The sequence below is a fragment of the Streptomyces sp. NBC_00425 genome (genome assembly GCF_036030735.1).
In the GTDB taxonomy this organism is placed as follows: domain Bacteria; phylum Actinomycetota; class Actinomycetes; order Streptomycetales; family Streptomycetaceae; genus Streptomyces.
On sequence record NZ_CP107928.1, the window covers coordinates 5,250,971 to 5,270,008 of the forward strand.

The 19,038-nt window shown below is 70.8% G+C and carries 20 protein-coding genes; 12 read left to right on the plus strand and 8 right to left on the minus strand.

Going from position 1 to position 19,038, the window contains the following annotated elements; translation table 11 throughout:
- Nucleotides 1–144 precede the first annotated feature (144 nt).
- Nucleotides 145–1,956, plus strand: coding sequence for a bifunctional metallophosphatase/5'-nucleotidase (locus OHS82_RS22655; protein WP_057579286.1), 1,812 nt, complete (start codon nucleotides 145–147; stop codon nucleotides 1,954–1,956).
- Between the two features lie 159 nt (nucleotides 1,957–2,115).
- On the opposite strand, the gene OHS82_RS22660 is transcribed toward OHS82_RS22655, so the two are convergent.
- The 7 genes from OHS82_RS22660 to OHS82_RS22690 all read right to left on the minus strand — a co-directional run bounded on the left by OHS82_RS22660 (nucleotide 2,116) and on the right by OHS82_RS22690 (nucleotide 10,232).
- Entirely contained in the window at nucleotides 2,116–4,209 is a 2,094-nt protein-coding gene (locus OHS82_RS22660; RefSeq protein WP_057579284.1) for a pectinesterase family protein, read from the minus strand.
- A 92-nt stretch (nucleotides 4,210–4,301) separates the two neighbouring features.
- Nucleotides 4,302–5,780 (minus strand): HAMP domain-containing sensor histidine kinase, encoded by a 1,479-nt coding sequence (locus OHS82_RS22665; protein ID WP_057579282.1) that lies wholly within the window; start codon nucleotides 5,778–5,780, stop codon nucleotides 4,302–4,304.
- Entirely contained in the window at nucleotides 5,777–6,514 is a 738-nt protein-coding gene (locus OHS82_RS22670; protein ID WP_057579280.1) for a response regulator transcription factor, read from the minus strand. The genes OHS82_RS22665 and OHS82_RS22670 overlap by 4 nt, the downstream gene beginning before the upstream one ends.
- A gap of 125 nt (nucleotides 6,515–6,639) precedes the next feature.
- Nucleotides 6,640–6,846, minus strand: coding sequence for a hypothetical protein (locus OHS82_RS22675; protein ID WP_057579277.1), 207 nt, complete (start codon nucleotides 6,844–6,846; stop codon nucleotides 6,640–6,642).
- A 30-nt stretch (nucleotides 6,847–6,876) separates the two neighbouring features.
- The gene (locus OHS82_RS22680; protein WP_057579275.1) at nucleotides 6,877–8,148 is read right to left on the minus strand and encodes a S1C family serine protease; all 1,272 of its coding nucleotides are present in this window, start codon (nucleotides 8,146–8,148) and stop codon (nucleotides 6,877–6,879) included.
- A gap of 157 nt (nucleotides 8,149–8,305) precedes the next feature.
- Nucleotides 8,306–9,337 (minus strand): LacI family DNA-binding transcriptional regulator, encoded by a 1,032-nt coding sequence (locus OHS82_RS22685; RefSeq protein WP_079041288.1) that lies wholly within the window; start codon nucleotides 9,335–9,337, stop codon nucleotides 8,306–8,308.
- Nucleotides 9,338–9,443: 106 nt separating this feature from the next.
- Nucleotides 9,444–10,232 carry a response regulator transcription factor gene (locus OHS82_RS22690; protein ID WP_057579271.1) on the minus strand — a complete coding sequence of 263 codons (789 nt, stop codon included), beginning with the start codon at nucleotides 10,230–10,232 and terminating at the stop codon, nucleotides 9,444–9,446.
- Nucleotides 10,233–10,464: 232 nt separating this feature from the next.
- On the opposite strand from OHS82_RS22690, the gene OHS82_RS22695 reads away from it, so the two are divergent.
- The 8 genes from OHS82_RS22695 (at nucleotide 10,465) to OHS82_RS22725 (ending at nucleotide 15,864) form a co-directional block, all read left to right on the plus strand.
- Entirely contained in the window at nucleotides 10,465–11,304 is an 840-nt protein-coding gene (locus OHS82_RS22695) for an alpha/beta hydrolase (RefSeq protein WP_079041287.1), read from the plus strand.
- A gap of 36 nt (nucleotides 11,305–11,340) precedes the next feature.
- A complete protein-coding gene (locus OHS82_RS22700; protein ID WP_057579267.1) occupies nucleotides 11,341–11,595 on the plus strand; it encodes a MoaD/ThiS family protein in 255 nt (84 codons plus the stop codon).
- Between the two features lies 1 nt (nucleotide 11,596).
- Nucleotides 11,597–12,973: a hypothetical protein gene (locus tag OHS82_RS22705; RefSeq protein WP_328434370.1), complete on the plus strand. Its 1,377-nt coding sequence runs from the start codon at nucleotides 11,597–11,599 to the stop codon at nucleotides 12,971–12,973.
- 137 nt (nucleotides 12,974–13,110) lie between these two features.
- Nucleotides 13,111–13,848, plus strand: coding sequence for an LmeA family phospholipid-binding protein (locus tag OHS82_RS22710; RefSeq protein WP_057579266.1), 738 nt, complete (start codon nucleotides 13,111–13,113; stop codon nucleotides 13,846–13,848).
- A gap of 277 nt (nucleotides 13,849–14,125) precedes the next feature.
- On the plus strand, nucleotides 14,126–14,206 hold the full coding sequence (locus tag OHS82_RS43545) for an Ms5788A family Cys-rich leader peptide (protein ID WP_351335063.1): 81 nt from the start codon (nucleotides 14,126–14,128) through the stop codon (nucleotides 14,204–14,206).
- 137 nt (nucleotides 14,207–14,343) lie between these two features.
- Entirely contained in the window at nucleotides 14,344–15,183 is an 840-nt protein-coding gene (locus OHS82_RS22715; RefSeq protein ID WP_107443282.1) for a sulfurtransferase, read from the plus strand.
- A 44-nt stretch (nucleotides 15,184–15,227) separates the two neighbouring features.
- Entirely contained in the window at nucleotides 15,228–15,515 is a 288-nt protein-coding gene (locus OHS82_RS22720; protein WP_004986406.1) for a DUF1416 domain-containing protein, read from the plus strand.
- 88 nt (nucleotides 15,516–15,603) lie between these two features.
- Entirely contained in the window at nucleotides 15,604–15,864 is a 261-nt protein-coding gene (locus OHS82_RS22725) for a DUF3099 domain-containing protein (protein WP_328434371.1), read from the plus strand.
- A gap of 18 nt (nucleotides 15,865–15,882) precedes the next feature.
- Here the strand turns inward: OHS82_RS22725 and OHS82_RS22730 are convergent, their stop codons facing one another.
- Complete coding sequence (locus OHS82_RS22730; RefSeq protein ID WP_057579260.1) at nucleotides 15,883–16,245, minus strand: DsrE family protein; 363 nt, start codon at nucleotides 16,243–16,245, stop codon at nucleotides 15,883–15,885.
- Between the two features lie 180 nt (nucleotides 16,246–16,425).
- On the opposite strand from OHS82_RS22730, the gene OHS82_RS22735 reads away from it, so the two are divergent.
- The 3 genes from OHS82_RS22735 to OHS82_RS22745 are packed head-to-tail and all read left to right on the plus strand — an operon-like array spanning nucleotide 16,426 to nucleotide 18,934.
- Nucleotides 16,426–17,109, plus strand: a complete 684-nt coding sequence (locus tag OHS82_RS22735) for a hypothetical protein (RefSeq protein WP_057579259.1) — start codon at nucleotides 16,426–16,428, stop codon at nucleotides 17,107–17,109.
- On the plus strand, nucleotides 17,106–17,954 hold the full coding sequence (locus OHS82_RS22740) for a hypothetical protein (RefSeq protein WP_328434372.1): 849 nt from the start codon (nucleotides 17,106–17,108) through the stop codon (nucleotides 17,952–17,954). Before OHS82_RS22735 ends, OHS82_RS22740 begins: the two co-directional genes overlap by 4 nt.
- A complete protein-coding gene (locus OHS82_RS22745; protein WP_443041872.1) occupies nucleotides 17,951–18,934 on the plus strand; it encodes a hypothetical protein in 984 nt (327 codons plus the stop codon). Before OHS82_RS22740 ends, OHS82_RS22745 begins: the two co-directional genes overlap by 4 nt.
- Nucleotides 18,935–19,038: the final 104 nt, after the last annotated feature.

Sequence of the window (19,038 nt, forward strand, 5' to 3'; positions counted from 1 at the left end):
GGGCGGTTGCCGCAAAACGGGGGCAAAGGACAGGGCAAGGGGAAACCAGGTTGTAACCACGAACCCCCTGTCGCGCTACGCGCGTTGACCTTAGGCTGCGCCGGACGGGAGCCACTGAATTCCAGCCGATCCACAGGGGGGCGCATGCCAGCCACTTCCCAGCCGCAGCCGAGCGACAGACGCGGCCGCCGCCGCACGTACCGTCTCGTCGCGGCCTCCGCCGTTCTCGCCACCGCAGGGGCCCTCGCCGCCGCGCTTCCGGCGGACGCTCACGAGGGCACGCACTCCAAGCCGCGGCCCAGCCGCTACCAGGACGTGCAGCTGCTGTCCTTCAACGACCTGCACGGCAACCTCGAGCCCCCGTCCGGTTCCTCCGGCCGTGTCACCGAGCTGCAGGCGGACGGCACGACGAAGACGATCGACGCCGGCGGCGTGGAGTACCTGGCCACGCATCTGCGCGAGGCCCGCAAGGGCAACGCGTACTCGGTCACCGCGGCCGGCGGCGACATGGTCGGCGCCTCGCCGCTGATCTCGGGCCTCTTCCACGACGAGCCCACCATCGAGGCGCTGAACAAGCTCGACCTGGACGTCACGTCCGTGGGCAACCACGAGTTCGACGAGGGCGCCCGGGAACTGGGCCGGCTGCAGAACGGCGGTTGTCACCCGACGGACGGCTGCTACAACGGCAAGAAGTTCCGGGGCGCCGACTTCCCGTACCTCGCGGCGAACGTCCTGAACGAGAAGTCCGGCAAGCCGATCCTGAAGCCGTACTGGGTGTGGAAGAAGAAGGACGTCAAGATCGGCTTCATCGGCGTGACGCTGGAGGACACTCCGGGCGTGGTGTCCGCCGAGGGCGTCAAGGGCCTCAAGTTCAAGGACGAGGTCGAGACGATCAACAAGTACGCCAAGGTGCTGCAGAAGCAGGGCGTGAAGTCGATCGTGGCGCTGATCCACGAGGGCGGTCTGCCGGCCTCGGGCGCCTACAACTACAACTGTGACTCGCCGGGCGCGGGCGCCGGCATCTCCGGTCCGATCGTCGACATCGCGAAGAACGTCACACCGGCGGTGGACGCCCTGGTGACGGGCCACACGCACGCGGCCTACGCCTGCACGATCCCGGACCCGTCGGGCAAGCCGCGCACGGTCACCTCGGCCGCGTCGTTCGGCCGTCTGTACACGGACACCACGCTGACGTACGACCGCTACACCGGCGACATCGCCCGCACGGCGGTCAAGTCGGCGAACCACGTGGTCACCCGGACCGTCGCCAAGGCGCCCGACATGACCGAGCTGATCAGCAGGTGGAACACGCTGGCGGCGCCGATCGGCAACCGCGCGATCGGCTACATCTCGGCGGACGTCCCGAACACGGGCACCGAGTCCCCGATGGGCGACCTGATCGCGGACGCCCAGCTCTGGTACGGCAAGAAGCTCGACGCGGACACCGACCTCGCGCTGATGAACCCGGGCGGCGTGCGGGCCGGCCTCACCTACGCGGCCAAGGGCGCGGAGGGCGACGGCGTGGTCACCTACGCCGAGGGCTTCACCGTGCAGCCGTTCTCCAACACCGTGAACCTGCAGAGCTTCACCGGCGCCCAGCTGATCCAGGTCCTCAAGGAGCAGGTGAGCGGCACGAACGCGAGCGCGCCGAAGATCCTGCAGCCGTCCTCCGACCTGACGTACACGCTGGACCTGACGAAGGCCGGCGCGGACCGTGTCGTCGCGGACTCCGTGAAGGTCGACGGGGTGGCGGTCGACCCGGCCGCGACCTACCGCGTCGCGACGAACAGCTTCCTCGCGGGCGGCGGCGACGGCTTCCCGACGCTGGGCCAGGGCACGAACGACCTCGTCGGCGCCGACGACCTGTCGGCCCTCGAGCAGTACCTGCTCGCCAACTCCTCGGCGGCGGGCCCGATCGCGCCGCCGGCGACGAACCGGATCACGATCGTGCAGTAGCACCCGGCTCTCGGTGGCACCCGGCTCTCGGTGGCACCCGGTTCTTCGTGACACCCAGCTCTTCGTACCACCGGTTCTGCCGTGACAAGAGGCGGCCGCGTCACCGACGCGGCCGCCTCTTCGGCGTACGGGCCGGTTCGCCGGCCCCGCCGCGACGGTTCAGGACGCGCTGGGGGTCCAGCCGCCGAGCCAGTCCACGACCTCCTGGCCGGCGGCCTGGGCGTCGGAGAGCTGGGGGCGGTCGGCGCCGGCCGCGCCGGCGCCCGCGCCCTTGTTCCGGTACTCGGCGAACCGGTCGTCCTTCCACGAGAAGCCGCTCATGTCGGTCCAGGGCGCGGTCCTGATCGCGGCGCTCAGCGTGCTGTTGCGGACGGTGGTCTGCGGGTCGAGGCTCGCGTCTCCGCCGGCGTGCCAGGGGCGGCCGAGGTAGAAGCTGCGGTCGGAGACGTCCCCGCCGATCGTGGTGTCGGCGATGAGGATGCCCTTGCGCCCGGCGGCGGTGCTGGGAGCGGTGACGTAGCCGGCCGAGGTGCCGTTGAAGCGCTTCTTCAGCGTGATGACGGACTTGTCGATCACGGCGGTGGCGCGGCCGAAGATGAAGTCGACGTTGCCGATCACGTAGGAGTTCGTCATGTAGACGCGGCCGAGCCTGTCCTTGGACGCGGTGTCCACCAGCAGGGTGTCCTGGTCGCCGCTGACGATGATGCCGTCCAGGAACACCTTGTCGGCGGAGGTGCGCAGGGCGACCGCCTGGCCGGCGATGTCCTGGTGGGCGCCCTCGTCGAAGTCGTTGGAGACGGTCAGGTTGCGGGCCTGGAAGTCGTCCGCGTCGACGGCGACGGTCGCGCTGCCGCCGGTGCCGTACGTGCCTCCGCCGGGCTTGGGGGTGCCCGAGGCGTTGTTGTAGACGATCGTGGTGTCCTTGCGGCTGCCCCCGGTGCCCTGGATGGTGACGTGCGGCTTGTTGCTCGGCACCTTCACCAGCTCGCGGTACGTGCCCGGCTTGACGGCGATCACCACGCGCGAGGGGTTGTTCGCCGGTACGGCGTTCACGGCGGCCTGCACGGTCGTGTACTGCCCGCTGCCGTCCTTGGCGACGGTGAGCGTGGTGGCCGCGGCCGCCTTCGTGGTGGCGTCGGACGTGGCCGCCGACGTCGTCGTCCCGATGGAACTGCGCGGTCCCGTGCCCGACTTGAGGAGCGTGGGGACGTCCGCCGTCTTGTCCAGCGTGTACGGGTAGTACGTCTTGGGGTTCCAGGCCGCGCCCGACCCGCCGCTCTCGTTCTTGCCGCTCGTGCCGGAGAACAGGTTGCCGCGCTGGACGAGGGTCGCCGTCGTGTCCCGGACCACGGGATTGGTCATGCCCTGGAAGTAGGAGTTCTCCAGCAGCATGTTCGTCCCGCCGCGGGAGTAGTTGCCGTACGACGACTTGATGTCCGTCCCCGCCACGTCCTCCAGGAAGTTGTTGTACAGGTGCGCGTGGGCGACGTTGTCCGTGGACGGGTTGCGCTGCTCGGTCTCGCGGACCCAGTTGTGGTGGATCGTGATGTCGGCGGTGACGTTGGCGGTCCAGCCGATGCCGAACGCCTTGTTGTCCTGGCTCAGCTTGTTCCAGGAGACGGTCAGGTAGGTGGTGTCCTTGCGGCTGTCGATGAGCCCGTCGGCCATGTGCCGGATGTCGTTGTGATCGATCCAGACGTGATGGGCCCCGTCCATCTGGATGCCGTCGAAGTCGTGTTCCTTGTCGTTCCAGACGCCCTGGTAGGCGTCCCGGATCGTCAGGTTCCGGATGATCACGTTGTGGACGCCCTGGCCGAGGAAGAACCCGCCGCCGACGATCTGCCCGGAGGTCCCGGACCCGACGATCGTCTTGTCCGACTGGACCTTGATCTCCTTGCCGACCGGATTCATGGTGATCGTGGCCGCCACGACGATGACGTACGGCTCACTGGCCGTCGCGTACTTCTCCAGGTCGGCGAGGGTCTTCACGGTGACGGTCTTGCCGTTCCGGCCGCCGTAGGTGCCGTTCTGCCCCAGGGCGTCGACCGACGCGAAGCCGTCGGCGGAGGCGGTCGCCCAGGCGGGTGCCGCGGTCGCGGCCGAGGCGGTGTGCTGCACGGCGCTGCCGAACGCGCCCAGATCCGTGCCGTAGGCGAGAGCGCCGGCCGCGGTCAGGGTGAGGGGGACGCCCAGCGCGAGGGCCTTGCTGCGCTTGCGGTGCCGACGCCTGGGCGAGCCGCTGATATCGCTCATGTGAGGGATTCCGTTCCGTGGAGGGGACCACCCGTGGGGGGTTCGGGTCGTGGCATGGTCGCCGCACGGAAGGAAAAGGTTGCCGAGGACCCTCAGGACGTCGCCGGCACGTCTCCCGCTCCCGGCGTATCCGGCGGAGGGGTCGGCGCCCCCGGCAGCCGGACCGTCGCCACCGTGCCACCGCCGTCCGCCCGCTCCAACGTGACCTGGCCGCCCGCCTCTTCCACGGTGCGGGCGACGATCGACAGACCGAGACCGGAGCCGGGGAGGGCCCGCGCGTCGGGGGAGCGCCAGAAGCGGTCGAAGACGTGCGGGAGTTCGTCGGCCGGGATGCCGGGGCCGTGATCGCGGACGGTCAGCGTCCCGTCGACGAGACGGACCTCGATCGTGCCGCCCTCGGGGCTGAACTTCACCGCGTTGTCCAGGATGTTGACCACCGCCCGCTCCAGCGCGGCCGGCTCCGCCCGGGTGTACCAGGACTCCAGCGACGCGCTGATGGTCAGCTCAGGACCGCGCAACCGGGCCCGGCGCAGCGCCGACTCCACGGTGTCCTCGAAGGACACCACCTGCACGCGCTCGCCGCGCTGCCCTTCCGAACGGGACAGTTCCTGGAGGTCGCCGATGAGTGACGCCAGCTCGGTCATCTGCGCCTTCACGGAGGCGAGGAGCGCCTTCCGGTCCGCTTCGGGGATCGGGCGGCCCGTCTCCTCACTGCGGGTCAGGAGCTCGATGTTGGTGCGCAGCGAGGTCAGCGGGGTGCGCAGCTCGTGCCCGGCGTCCGCGATCAACTGCTGCTGCAGTTCCCGGGAGTCGGCGAGGGAGGCGGTCATCGAGTTGAAGGAACGGGAGAGCCGGGCGATCTCGTCGTCGGTCTCGTCCTCGACGGGGATCCGGATGCTCAGGTCCTCCGTCCTGGCCACGTGTTCGACGGCCTCGGTGAGCTTGTCGACGGGCCGCAGCCCCGCCCGGGCCACCGCCAGCCCGGCGGCGCCGGCTCCGACGACCCCGATACCGGAGACGAGGAGGAGCAGGAGGGCGAGGTCGTTGAGGGTGGACTGGGTTTCCTTGAGGGATACGCCGACCATGAGTGCAGCGCCCGCATAGACGTCGGGGTTGGGCCCAAATCCCACCATGATGGGTACGGTGCGTACCCGCACTTCGTTGCCATCGGTGTCGGTGCTGTCGTGGTACGAGCGCACTCCCAGCGTGGGGTCTGCCGCCACCTGCCTGTCGTGGGTGGTCGTCTTCAGGACACCTGCGGAGTCGGAGAAGACGCAGACTGTGCCGTCCGCCTTCACCACCTGGATGTAGTAGTCCCTGGGCCGCATACTGCTGGACGGCTCGGTCACGCTCTTCGGGCAGGCGGCCAACAGGGCCGTGACCTGGTCTTCGTTCAGTCTGAAGTTGGCTGAGTCCAACTGCGTGTCGACCTGGTCGTACAGTTTCCCCTGGACGATGAACCAGCACGTCACCGAGACCGCCGCCACCGCGAACGCCACAGCGGCAGCGACCAGCATCGACAGCCGGGCCCGGATGGGCAGGGTCCGCAGCCGCCGGACGACCCTGTTCACTCGGCCCCGCCCTGTCGCAGCACATAGCCGACCCCTCGCACGGTGTGCACGAGGCGCGGTTCGCCGCCCGCCTCCGTCTTGCGGCGCAGGTACATCACGTACACGTCCAGCGAGTTGGAGGACGGCTCGAAGTCGAAGCCCCAGACCGCCTTCAGGATCTGCTCGCGGGTGAGGACCTGGCGCGGGTGCGCCATGAACATCTCCAGGAGGGTGAACTCCGTGCGGGTCAGCTCGACCGGCCGCCCGCCCCGCGTCACCTCCCGCGTCGCGAGGTCCATCCGCAGGTCGGCGAAGGTGAGCGCGTCGTCCTCCTGCACCGCGCCCGCGCCGGACGTCGCCGCGTAGGAGCTGCGCCGCAGCAGGGCCCGGACCCGGGCGAAGAGCTCGTCGAGTTCGAAGGGCTTGACCAGGTAGTCGTCGGCGCCGGCGTCGAGCCCGGTGACGCGGTCGCCGACCGTGTCACGGGCCGTCAGCATCAGGATGGGGGTGGTGTCGCCCGCGCCCCGGATGCGGCGGGCCGCCGTCAGACCGTCCATGCGCGGCATCTGGATGTCCAGGACCACCAGGTCGGGCCGGTAGGCCGTCGCCTTCTCGAGCGCGTCCGCACCGTCCACGGCGACCTGGGTGTCGTAGCCCTCGAAAGCCAGGCTGCGCTGCAGGGCCTCGCGTACCGCCGGCTCGTCGTCGACGATCAGGATGCGCTGGGTGTCACGGTCGCCTTCGGCGGGGCTCATGGGCGTGGATTCCTCGGGTGCGGTGGGACGACGGGAGGCAGGTCGTGCTGAAGGTGGTGAGCGTCCTCAGCCTCGCACGGTTCCCGGCGGGCGCGTATGGAGCGGTCGGAGCGGGCGGGGTGTGATCAGCCGCGCATCGCCGCGAGCCGGTTCAGCGGAACCTTGCGCACGTGCGGCCGGCCGGCCGGGGCGCGCAGGCCGGTGAGCTGCGGAGCCACCTCCGGCGCGCGGGTCGACGGGGCCGGGGCGTGCAGCTCGTACGCCACGTCGAGGGCCAGGCCGAGGTCGGCCGCACCGAATCCGGTCACCGTGTGCGAAACCTGCTTGATCATGACGTGCTCCCTGGCTCGGTCGGTGGGTGGTCAGCTGTCGGAGCCGCCGGCCCGCAGCGTGGCGAGGTCGGACTTGACGGTGTTGATCGGGATGGCGAACCCGAGGCCGACGCTGCCGGCGTCGGAGGAGGACGAGTCGGCCGCGGCGGAGTACATCGCGGAGTTGATGCCGATGATGTCGCCCGCGGCGTCGATGAGCGCGCCGCCGGAGTTGCCGGGGTTGAGGGAGGCGTCCGTCTGGAGCGCCTTGTACGTCGTGGTGGACTCGCCGGTGTCGCCGTTGAACTGCCGGCCGCCGAACTGGAACGGCCAGTTGCCGTCCCCGCCGCTCTGCTGCTGCTGGCCCTGGCTCTCGTCGGTGGAGACGGTCACGTCGCGGTCCAGGGCGGAGACGATGCCGCTGGTGACGGTGCCGGTCAGGCCCTCGGGGGAGCCGATCGCCACGACCGTGTCACCGACCTTGACCCCGGCGGAGTCGCCGAGGGTCGCCGCCTTCAGGCCGGAGGCGTTCTCCAGCTTGATGAGCGCGAGGTCCTTCTTGCTGTCCGTGCCGACGACCTTGGCGGTGTACGACTTGCCGTCGCTGGTCGTCACCTTGATCGAGTTCGCGCCGGATATGACGTGGTTGTTGGTGACGACCTCGCCGCCGCTGGTGATGATCACGCCGGACCCGGTGGACGTCCCGTTGCTGAGCGTGGCGCTGACCTCGACGACGCTCGGGCTGACCGCTGCCGCGATGGTGGCCACGTCGCCCGTCTTGCTGGAGGGCACCACGCTGGTGGTGGTGGAGGTGGCGACCACCTCGTCCTTGCCGGTCAGCTCCTGGATGCCGTAGGCGGTGCCGCCCCCGATGGCGGCCGCGACGATCGCCACCGCGGCGAGCAGCGCGAGCGGACCGCGGGTGCGCTTCTTCCTGGCGTGCGGAGCGGGCTCGGCGGCCGGGGGAGCGAGAAGAGCGGTTCCACCGCCGTGGCCACCGTAGCCGCCGTGACCATGGTGTCCGCCGTGTCCGTCGCCGCCCGGGGCCGCCGGGGCCTGCCATCCGGCGGCGGGGTCGAGTGCGGGCTGCTGCGCGGTCTGCTGCTGCGGGACCGGCTGCCGCGCGGTCTGCTGCGGGTCGTGCGCGGCGACGGGCCGGTGAGCGGGCGGGGGAGGCCACTCCGGGTTCACCGGGGAGGCGGCCGACGGGGAGGGGGTCGCCGGCGACGGGGCCGCCGGGGAGGAGGCGTGCTGCTGGGCGCCCTCGTACGGGGCCTGGTACGGGTTCTCGTACTCGCCGCTGCGGCGGATGCTCTCGGTCATGGAAGGAAGCTTGTCGCTCGACCATGAGAGCTCCCTGAGTGCTCCCTGAGAAGCCCGGCAGAACCTCGTATGCCCGATATAAAGCCGGACGCGACGGCGGCGCGAGGTCTCTCAGACAGGTCTCATGAAGGCTGCCCGGGCACGGCCCAGGCGCTGTTCACGCAGGCTGCTCGCAGCCGCAGGACCGCCGTGCCACCAGACGGGAGGGGAACACCTTCAGGCGCTCGCGCCGGGAACCCGCGACCCGCAGACCGTCGTCCAGGACGAGGTCGACGGCGGCCCGGGCCATCGCCGAGCGGTCCGACGCGATCGTTGTCATGGGCGGGTCGGCGAGGGCCGCTTCCTTGATGTCGTCGAAGCCGATGACCGCCAGCTCGCCGGGGACGTCGATGCGCAGCTCGCGCGCCGCACGCAGCAGGCCGATCGCCTGGTCGTCGGTGGAGCAGAAGACGGCCGGCGGCCGGTCCGGGCCCGCCAGCAGCTCGAGGGAGACGCGGTAGGCGTCGTAGCGGTTGTAGGGGGCCTCGAAGAGCCGGCCCTCCGTGCTGATCCCGGCCTCGTCCATCGCGCGCCGCCAGCCCTCGACGTGGTCGGAGACCGGGTCGCCGACGGAGGGGGTCTCGGCGGTTCCGCCGACGCAGGCGACGTACGGGTGGCCGTGCTCCAGGAGGTGACGTACGGCGAGCTGGGCGCCGCCGAGGTCGTCGGTGACGACGGCGACGTCGTCGATGGCCTCGGGACGTTCGTGCAGCAGCACCACGCGCGCGTCCCAGGCGTCGATCTCGGCGGCCGCCTGGTCGTTCAGTGCGTGGCTGACGAGGATGAGGCCGGAGACCCGCATCCCGAGGAAAGCCCGCAGATAGTGGACCTCGCGCTCGGCGACGTAGTCGGTGTTGCCGACCAGCACCATTTTCCCGCGCTCGGAGGCGGCCTGCTCGACCGCGTGCGCCATCTCGCCGAAGAACGGCTGACGGGCGTCCGGGATGATCAGGCCTATGAGGTCGGTGCGTCGGGACGCCATCGCCTGGGCGACCCGGTCGGGCCGGTACCCCAGCTCCTTGATGGCGGCGAGGACACGCTCGCGCGTGGCCGGGGCGACCGGCCGGGGTCCGTTGTTGATGACGTAACTGACGACGGCGGTCGAAGTCCCCGCCAGTCGCGCCACGTCATCCCGAGTCACCTTTGCCACGCGCGGAGTCTACGCGGATGGACCGGCTCTGGGCAGGGCGTGAAGAACCTTCTGCTTGCGGAAGCAACGCCCTGTCCGAGCAGGTGTGAGGCCTACTGGCGGGTACCTACGCCTCCGCCGAGACCTCGGTGGCGTCCAGGGCGGACACGTTGTCTGCCTCGTCCGTCTTTGCCCGCTCCGGCCGGTCCGTCTTCGCCGTGGTCTCGTCCGTGGAGCGCTCCCCCTTCTCAGGGGTAACGAATCGATAACCGACGTTGCGGACGGTTCCGATCAGCGACTCGTGCTCCGGGCCCAGTTTGGCCCGCAGCCGCCGTACGTGGACGTCGACCGTGCGGGTGCCGCCGAAGTAGTCGTAGCCCCAGACCTCCTGGAGCAGCTGTGCGCGCGTGAACACCCGGCCCGGGTGCTGGGCGAGGTACTTCAGGAGCTCGAACTCCTTGAAGGTGAGGTCCAGGACCCGCCCCTTCAGCTTCGCGCTGTAGGTCGCCTCGTCGACCGACAGGTCGCCGTTGCGGATCTCCATCGGGGAGTCGTCGTTGACGATCTGCTGGCGGCCCATGGCCAGCCGCAGCCGGGCCTCGACCTCGGCCGGTCCGGCGGTGTCCAGGAGCACGTCGTCGATGCCCCAGTCGGCGGTGACGGCGGCGAGGCCGCCCTCGGTCACGACGAGGACGAGCGGACAGCCCGGCCCGGTGGAGCGCAGCAGCTGGCACAGGCTGCGCACCTGGGGCAGGTCGCGACGCCCGTCCACGAGGATGACGTCGGCGCCCGGGGTGTCGACGAGAGCGGGGCCTTCCGCCGGGGCCACGCGCACGTTGTGCAGCAGCAGGCCGAGGGCCGGCAGTACTTCCGTCGAGGGCTGGAGAGCGTTGGTCAGGAGCAGCAGAGAACTCATATGTCTGGTTCCTCCTCGGTCCCTGCGTGGGGTCCCTCCCACGCTTGGGGGCGGTGGGGGAGTTCTTGCGGCACTGCGGCTGTCACGGCACTGCTCTGCGTTCCCGGGGCCCGTACACCCACGTTCACCTGGCGTTTCCCGCTCGGTGTCCGCTCGTATACAACGCGTCCGAAAGCACGAAAGGACCCGGGGGCTGCGCTGCCCGAGTCCTCTGTCCAGCAGAATAGCCCACATGAGCAGCGGTCCGGCAGGTCATGTGGTGCGTTCCACCGTTCGTCCGAATTGCGAGACGGGCACCTCCGCACCATTGCGGACGTTTCTGCCCACCGCCGACGGGGTTTCCATCGATTTCGTATACGAACCGGGTGCGGTCGTATACGACGCCGACGGGTCATCCGCCCGACATCCGGTGTTCGTCGTCGCACACGGGTTCACCGGCGACGTGGACCGGCCGCACGTACGGCGGGTGGCGTCCGTCCTCGCCCGGTACGGCGCCGTCGTCACCTTCTCCTTCCGCGGGCACGGCCGCTCCGGCGGGCACTCGACGGTGGGCGACCGCGAGGTCCTCGACCTGGCCGCCGCCGTCGACCGGGCGCATGCGCTCGGGCACGCGCGCGTGGTGACCGTCGGCTTCTCCATGGGCGGCTCGGTGGTCCTGCGCCACGCGGCGCTGCACCCCGGGACGGTCGACGCCGTGGTCTCGGTGAGCGCCCCCGCCCGCTGGTACTACCGCGGCACGGCCCCCATGCGCCGGCTGCACTGGATGGTCACCCGCCCCGAGGGCCGCCTCGTCGGCCGCTACGGCTTCCGCACCCGCATCCACCGCCGTGACTGGGACCCGGTTCCGCTGTCCCCGGTGCAGGCGGTCCCGAGGATCGCCCCCACGCCGCTGCTGATCGTGCACGGCGACCGGGACGGCTACTTCCCGCTCGACCACCCCCGGATGCTGGCGGAGGCCGCCGCCGGACACGGCGAACTCTGGGTGGAGCACGGCATGGGCCACGCCGAGCACGCGGCCGGCGACGGCCTGCTGGCCCGCATCGGGGACTGGGCGGTCGCCCGGGCGGGCTAGCCTGACCGTGTACACAGCCGATCGATTGAGGAACCCATGCCCCAGGTCACGGTGCGCTACTGGGCCGCCGCGAAGGCCGCGGCCGGCATCGCCGAGGAGTCGCAGGAAGCGGCGACGCTCGCCGAGGCGCTCGACGCCGTACGCGAGCGACACCCCGGCGAACTCGTGCGTGTCCTGCGGCGATGCTCGTTCCTCGTCGACGGTGACCCCGTGGGCACCCGCGAACATGAGACGGTACGGCTGGCCGACGGCGGCACGGTCGAGGTGCTCCCGCCGTTCGCAGGAGGGTGAGATGACCGACCAGCCGTACGACCATCAGGGTTACCCGGGCCACCAGGGCTATCAGGGCCAAGAGGGCTATCACGGCCACGAGGGCTATCAGAGCCACGACGGCCACCAGAGCCACGACGGCCACCAGAGCCACGACGGCCACGAGGGCCACCAGGGGTACCAGGGCCGGCCGGACCACGATCCGTACGCCCAGCAGCCGCAGCCGCAGCAGGTGCAGCAGCCCCAGCAGGCGCACCAGCAGGCGTGGCCGGGGCAGCAGCAGGGGTACGACGACCCGCAGGCGCACCTCCAGTACACGCAGCAGTGGCAGGGGCAGACCTGGGAGACGAGCGTCCAGCCGCCGGTCACCGCCGCGGACCCGGCCACGGCCGCCGAACCGGCCCGAACCGCCTACCTGCCGCCGCAGACGGGCGGGGCTCCCGCGTACGGGAACCCGCAGGCCGCCTACGGAGACCCGGCGGACGGGACGGACGGCCGACACGCTGCCGCCGCCCGGCCGGCGTCTCACGCCTCTCACACCTCTCACGCGTCCGCCGGGCCGGCGCCCGCCGTCGCGGTCTCCCAGCCCGCGGGCGGCACCGGCTCGGGCTACGGCCCCGCCACGATGGGCGGCAACGCCCGGGTCACCGACGCCCAGCGGGCCCGGCTGGAGGGCCGCTCGCCGATCATCGAGCCGGGCATGCAGCCGGCCGCGCTCACCGCGCTGCTCGGCCTGCTGCTCTCCGGCACGGCGGCGATCGGTTCGTACGCCCTGCTCGTCCCGCTCGTCGTCCTCCAGGCGGTGACGGCCGCGGGCTGGTTCCGGCTGAACGGCATGTGGCCCGCCCGGCAGGGCATCGCCCTCGCCTTCCTGGGCGCGCTGGTCTCGGACGCGGTGCTCCTCGCCGCCGGACGGGAGCACGCGCCCGCCGCCATCCTCGGCACCCTGGGCGTCTGGGTCCTGCTCTGCCTCGTCCTGCAGCTGCGCTCGCACGCCGACCCCGACGAGCGCATGTACGGCCTGATGGCGACCGTCACCTCCAGTGCGCTGGCCGTCCTCGCCACCGGCCACCTCGGCGCCGATCCGGACGCGGTGTCGGTCGGCGCGGCCGCGGTGGCCGTGGCCGTCCTCGCCCGGGCGCTGCCGCTGCCCACCCCGGCCTCCGTCGTGGTGTCCCTGCTCGCCGCGGCGGGCGCGGGCATCGCGGTCGGCGGGATGACCGGTCTGGGCGCCGCGGGCGCTCTGCTCGGCGCGGGCGCGGCGGGCTGCGCGCTCATCGGCCACCGCGTCGCGAGCTACGACTACCCCTCCCGTTTCGTGCACTTCACGGCGGGCGTGGCCCTGCCGCTGGCCGCGGCGGCGCCCGCGGTGTACGTGCTGGGGCGGGCGCTGGCGTAGGAAGCCGGCGTAAGGAGGTAAGAGCGGTAAGGGTCTGTCACAGGTGATCGACAATCCGGCGGCGGGCCTTTCCCCAAGGGTTACCTTGAACCGTTGTCAGTGAACTGTTCAGGTCGTCCGGTGGGGGAATATCCGTCATGCGTGCACTCCGCATACTTGTGGTCGTCGTCGTGATCCTGGGCGGCCTGTTCGTGCTGGCGGACCGTCTCGCCGTGAACTTCGCGGAGGGCGAGGTGGCCGACAAGCTCAAGGCCAACGAGGGCCTCGCCGCCACCCCGGACGTGTCCATCAAGGGCTTCCCGTTCCTCACCCAGGTCGTCGGCGGCTCACTGGACGACGTCGAGGTGGGCATCAAGGACTACCAGGCGGCGACCGGCACCAGCGGTCGGACGATCCGCATCGGCGACCTCCAGGCGAACATGAAGGGCGTCGAGTTCTCCGGCGACTACAGCTCCGCGACCGCCACCAGCGCCACCGGCACTGCCTCGATCACCTACGCCGAGCTGCTGAAGACGGCCAAGGCCGAGCCGACCGAGGTGGTGCGGGGCGTCACCGCGAACGTCGTCGGTCTCTCGGACGGGGGCAACGGCAAGATCAAGGTCGCCGTCCAGGCCACCGTGCTCGGCACCAAGCTGCCGCAGCCCGTGTACGTCCTGAGCACGGTCACCGTGCAGGGCGACACCGTCCGCGTGCACGCCGACTCGCTGCCGAGCTTCGGCGGGGTGCGGGCCGCCGAGAACGAGGCGCGCTTGATCACCGACTTCCAGCAGAAGATCGACGACCTGCCCGGCGGCATCAAGCTCGACAAGGTCCAGGCGGGCAAGGACGGCGTCGAGATCTCGGTGAAGGGTTCGAACGTCAGGCTGGCCGGGTAAGGCTGGACACTGACGGACGAACCGCCGGTCGACGAACCGCCGGTCGACGAACCGCCGGTCGACGGGCCGTCGACGGATGAACCGCAGATGGACGCCGGCCGTCCGACAGGCGAGACGCGACCGTCCGCGCGGCAGAGCTGACGACGGATACAAGCGCCCGGAACCCGTGTCCCCACGGTCCGGGCGCTTCCGCGTTCCCAGCATGCGGACGATCGCGTCTCACTATGCGGAGCGTTGATGACATGGCCGCCTGTCCGTCCCTACGATCGACGGCATGATGCAGCGACAGGCGGATCTCACGAAGCGGCGGGCAGTAGACCTGTGCCGCGTCGCCGCCATGCTCTGTCGCCCCTTCTGAGCGGAAGCGCCGCCGGCCTTCCGCGTCTCCCCCGCCCTCTTCCGAGGGCATCCGTGCGCCGGCTGCCGGCGAGTCCCGGTCGCGCACCCCTCTTTTCTTGCACACCCCCGCCGTAACTGCCCCGGAGGAGAACGAGCATGAGCCGCAGCGACGTACTGGTCGACGCCGACTGGGTCGAGGCCAACCTCGACAATGCCGACATCGCCATTGTCGAGGTCGACGAGGACACGTCCGCGTACGAGAAGAACCACATCAGGAACGCGATCCGGATCGACTGGACCCAGGACCTGCAGGACCCGGTCCGCCGTGACTTCGTCGACCAGGAGGGCTTCGAGAAGCTCCTGTCCGCGAAGGGCATCGCCAACGACACGCTGGTGATCCTCTACGGCGGCAACAACAACTGGTTCGCCTCGTACGCCTACTGGTACTTCAAGCTGTACGGCCACGAGAACGTCAAGCTCCTCGACGGCGGCCGCAAGAAGTGGGAGCTGGACGCCCGCGAGCTGGTCGAAGAGGTGCCCGAGCGCGCGACGACCGACTACAAGGCCAAGCCGCAGAACACGGCCATCCGCGCCTACCGCGACGACGTCGTGGCGGCCATCGGCGTCCAGAACCTGGTCGACGTCCGCTCGCCCGACGAGTTCAGCGGCAAGCTGCTCGCTCCCGCCCACCTGCCGCAGGAGCAGTCGCAGCGTCCGGGCCACGTCCCGTCCGCCCGCAACATCCCGTGGTCGAAGAACGCCAACGACGACGGCACGTTCAAGTCGGACGACGAGCTCAAGGAGCTCTACGCCGACGAGCAGGTCGACCTGGCCAAGGACACCATCGCGTACTGCCGCATCGGCGAGCGCTCGGCCCTGACCTGGTTCGTGCTGCACGAGCTGCTGGGCGTGGAGAACGTCAAGAACTACGACGGCTCCTGGACCGAGTACGGCTCCCTGGTCGGCGTCCCGATCGAGCTCGGCGCCAACAAGTAATCCCACCCGACCGACCTTCTGGTCAGACCCCTCTGGAGAAACACATGTGTGGAGCGAAGGCCGGCGGCCCGGACGCCTCGACGATCAAGCCCGGTGAGACCACGATCCAGGGTCAGGTGACCCGGGACGGCGAGCCGGTGACGGGCTACGTCCGTCTGCTGGACTCGACCGGCGAGTTCACCGCGGAGGTCCCGACCTCCGCCACCGGACAGTTCCGCTTCTACGCGGCCGAAGGCACCTGGACCGTCCGCGCCCTCGTGCCCGGCGGCACCGCCGACCGCACCGTGGTCGCCCAGCAGGGCGGTCTCGCCGAGGTCGCGATCGCGGTCTGAGCACGACGTACACGACGTAGGGGCCGTGTCCCACGGGTCGGACGCCCGGGACACGGCCCTTCGCCGTGTCCCGGCCTACCCTGGACGTATGTTGGCCCGCCGACGGCACGTCTATTTCGCGATGATGGGCGCCTGCATCACGCTGTTCGTCCTGGCCTGGGCGGTCGTGCGCATCTGGTCGACGCCCGCGGCCGTCGCGATGTGCCTGGTGGCGATGGTCATCCCGCCGGTCGCGGCGATGGTCGCCAACCGCCGCGGCCCCGAGGACCGCTGGTGGGACGACCCCTCGGGCGACCCCGAGTCCGACGAGTGGTGGGACGAACTCGACGGCAAGAGACGCCGCCCGTAGAACGCCCCGGGCGGTGGTTCAGTACACGAGCGCCTGCGTGTCCTCGCCCAGCGCCTCCTGGACGAACACCTGCGCCCCCGCGATCCGGACGCCGTCGATGACGTCCTTCTCCGTGATGTCCCGGCGGGCCGCGCACTGGGTGCACAGGGTGAGACGGCCGCCGGCCAGGACGGATTCGAGGAGAGCGGGCAGCGGCGCCGCGTGCGGGAGCTCGAACTCCGCGGCCCGGCCCGGCAGCGCGAACCAGGCGGACTCCCCGGTCAGCCACAGGGAGACCTCGACGCCGCTGGCCACGGCGACCGCGGCGACCGTGAACGCCTGAGAGCACCGTTCGGGCGCATCGGCCCCCGCCGTCACCTTGATCACGAGCTTCTTCGCCATACCCGAATCGTAATCAGGTTCCTTACAACCGCCGATGTTGATCATGGGTCTCCTGTGAAGCGTGTTACCGAAAGCGCTTCACATATGAGGGGGAACATTGTGGAAGATCCGGAAAGGCCGGATGAGGCCGACTCGTCCAGCCGGCGCCCCGGGACCCGGCGCCGGGGGCGTACGACACTGATGATCGCCGGAGCCGCCCTGCTCGGGGTGGTCTCCGGGGCCTGCACCGGGTACGTGATCCAGGCCGGCCGTGCGCCCACCGCGCTGCCGCCGCTCTCCCAGCCCGTCGTGGCACAGGCCGGGGGCGAGGTCGAACCGCTGTCGGCGGCGCAGGACCGCCGGGTCAGGACCGACGGCGACCTGCGCAAGCTGCTGATCACGCGGCCCAGGGGGGCGAAGGACAAAGGGACCCAGACGGAGAGGGACGGCTGGGCGGACCTGGTCACCTACGCGAGCGGCTACACGAAGCCGTCTGTCGTGTTCGACAACCTCCTCGACGACGAGTTCCGCCGTGCGGCCGCGGTCTCGTGGCGGGTGGGCGAGACGTACAGCGCCGAGATCAACCTCGTGCAGTTCCGCCAGACGGACGCGCTGGAGGCGTCCGAGTGGGCCGAGAACGGCCGTTACTGGGCCGAGAAGGTGCACGACACCCGTGACTGGCCCATCCCCGGCACCGGGGACGGCAACGGCGTGGCCTATGTGCACGACACACCCGAACGCAAGCCCGGCTACCTCCCGCTGTACTCGGCCGAGGCGTACGCCTGGCGGGGAGACGTCTGCATGGAGATCCGCGTCTACGACAGCAAGCCGATATCCAAGGGAACGATCATGGACCTGGCCGAGCGGCAGGTGGGGAAGCTGTGAGCGAGACCACCGCGGCCGAAAGCGGCGAGACCACCGCGGCCGAAGCGGAAGCGGAAGCCGTTTCCGTGACCGACAAGCCCGCCGCGGGGAAGCCCGGCGCCCGCCGCGCCGGCCGGGTCGCCGCCGTAGCCGGGTCCGTGCTGCTGGCCTGCGCGGTCGTCGGCGGTATCGGCTGGACCGTCGTGAAGGTCCAGGACGCCGACCGCGACCCCGGAAGCCCCGCCTGGAAGTTCCCCGCCCTGTCCGCCGAGAGAGACGGCGGGAAGAAGGGCGGCGCGGCCGGGTCGGGACTGAGAGCCCTGATGCTGCCGTTCGACGACGGCTTCCAACCCGGCCCCGATCTGGACGAGTTCGGACAGGACACCGAGTTCAGCGGCGCGCAGGCCACCGCCCTGCGCAAGGAGTCGTTCAGGGAGCTGCCCAGCGCCTCACGCCGAAAGCTGGAGAAGATGGTCGACAAGGAGCGCATCAAGGGCATGGCGAGGCGCAGTTACGTCGCCCCCGGACCGGACTACAACTCCAAGGCGGTCACCTTCGAGGTCACCCTGTCGAGGCAGGAGAACCCGACCGCCGTGCGCCGGTCGGCGGCGGCCTTCAACGGCTTCGTCGCCGCCATGGACGTCTTCCGCAAGGGTCCGAAGATCGACGGCCACCCTGACGCGCGATGCTTCCTGAGCCCCAAGGGCAAGACCAAGGACCTGGGCGTGGCGCTGTGCACCGCCGCCGTGGGAGACGTGCTGGTCAGCGTCACATCGGCCGCACCCGAACCGATCGACGGCACGTTCGTCGCCAAGTTCTTCGCCAAGCAACTCGACCGTATCGACGACCCGGGACAGGCCGTATGACCACCGAGCACCCCCGCCTGCAGCCGCCACCGGCCCCGGAGCCGCAGCCGGAACCGCTTACGGAACCGACGCCTGCCCCGGAGCCGCTGCCGGAGTCACAGCCGGAGCCGACAGACGCCTCCGGGGCATCCTCCGAAACCGTTTCCGACGCAGCTCCCGACCCCCTCCCGGACGCAGCTTCCGACCCCCTCCCTGGCCCGCAGGACCCGCCCGCCCCCAAGGACCGCCGTGTCCTGCGGGCCGTCCTGCGCTGGACCGCCGTCGTGACGGTCTTCGCCGCGCTCGGGGCGGGAACCGCGTACGGGATCACGCGCATGGAGCGCACGGACCTGCCCGGGCTCGCCACCACGTCGGACGGCCGCTGGGCCTACCCGGACATCGCCAGGCCGCCGCTGCCCTCCGGCAGCCCGAGCCCGTTCGACACCAGGAACGGGGGCTCCGCCCACTACGCGGACCTGCGGGCGCTGCTTCTTCCCGCGCCCGAGGGCTCGACGCAGGACAAGGCGCTGCGCGGCGCCGACGGCTGGCTGGCCACCAAGGACTTCCTGCCGGTGTTCGAGGCGAAGGAGGACCGCGCCGTCGTGGGGCAGCTGCTCACCGACAACGGCCTGCGGCACATCGCGGCCCGGGGCTGGACCACCCCGGACGGCACCCGCACCGGCGTCTACCTGCTGCAGTTCGACACGGGAGTGGTCGCCGACGGCGTGTACACCGCGCTCACCACGTTCACCGGCCCGGTGCACGAGGCCCGCGGCGCGGCCGAGACGGAGTTCGACGACGGGTACCCCATCGTCGCCGACGTGCCGAACGTCAAACGTCACGCCTACGACGAGGTGAAGCCGTACGGCGCGGAGCAGCTGCGGCAGGCCTACCTGCACGCCGGCGACGTCATCGCCCTCGTGCTGCAGTCCCGCAAGGGCGCCGCGGCGGCCGTTCCGTTCCAGCAGACCGTGACCCTGCAGAGTCAGCTGCTGAGCTGACGCCCGTGGAGGGCGTACCTCACAAGGAGGGCGGGGTTCCGGCCGCGTAAGCTGGGGCCCGGCCCTGTCGTACGTGTCGCGAGGCGTCCGTACCCGAAGCACGC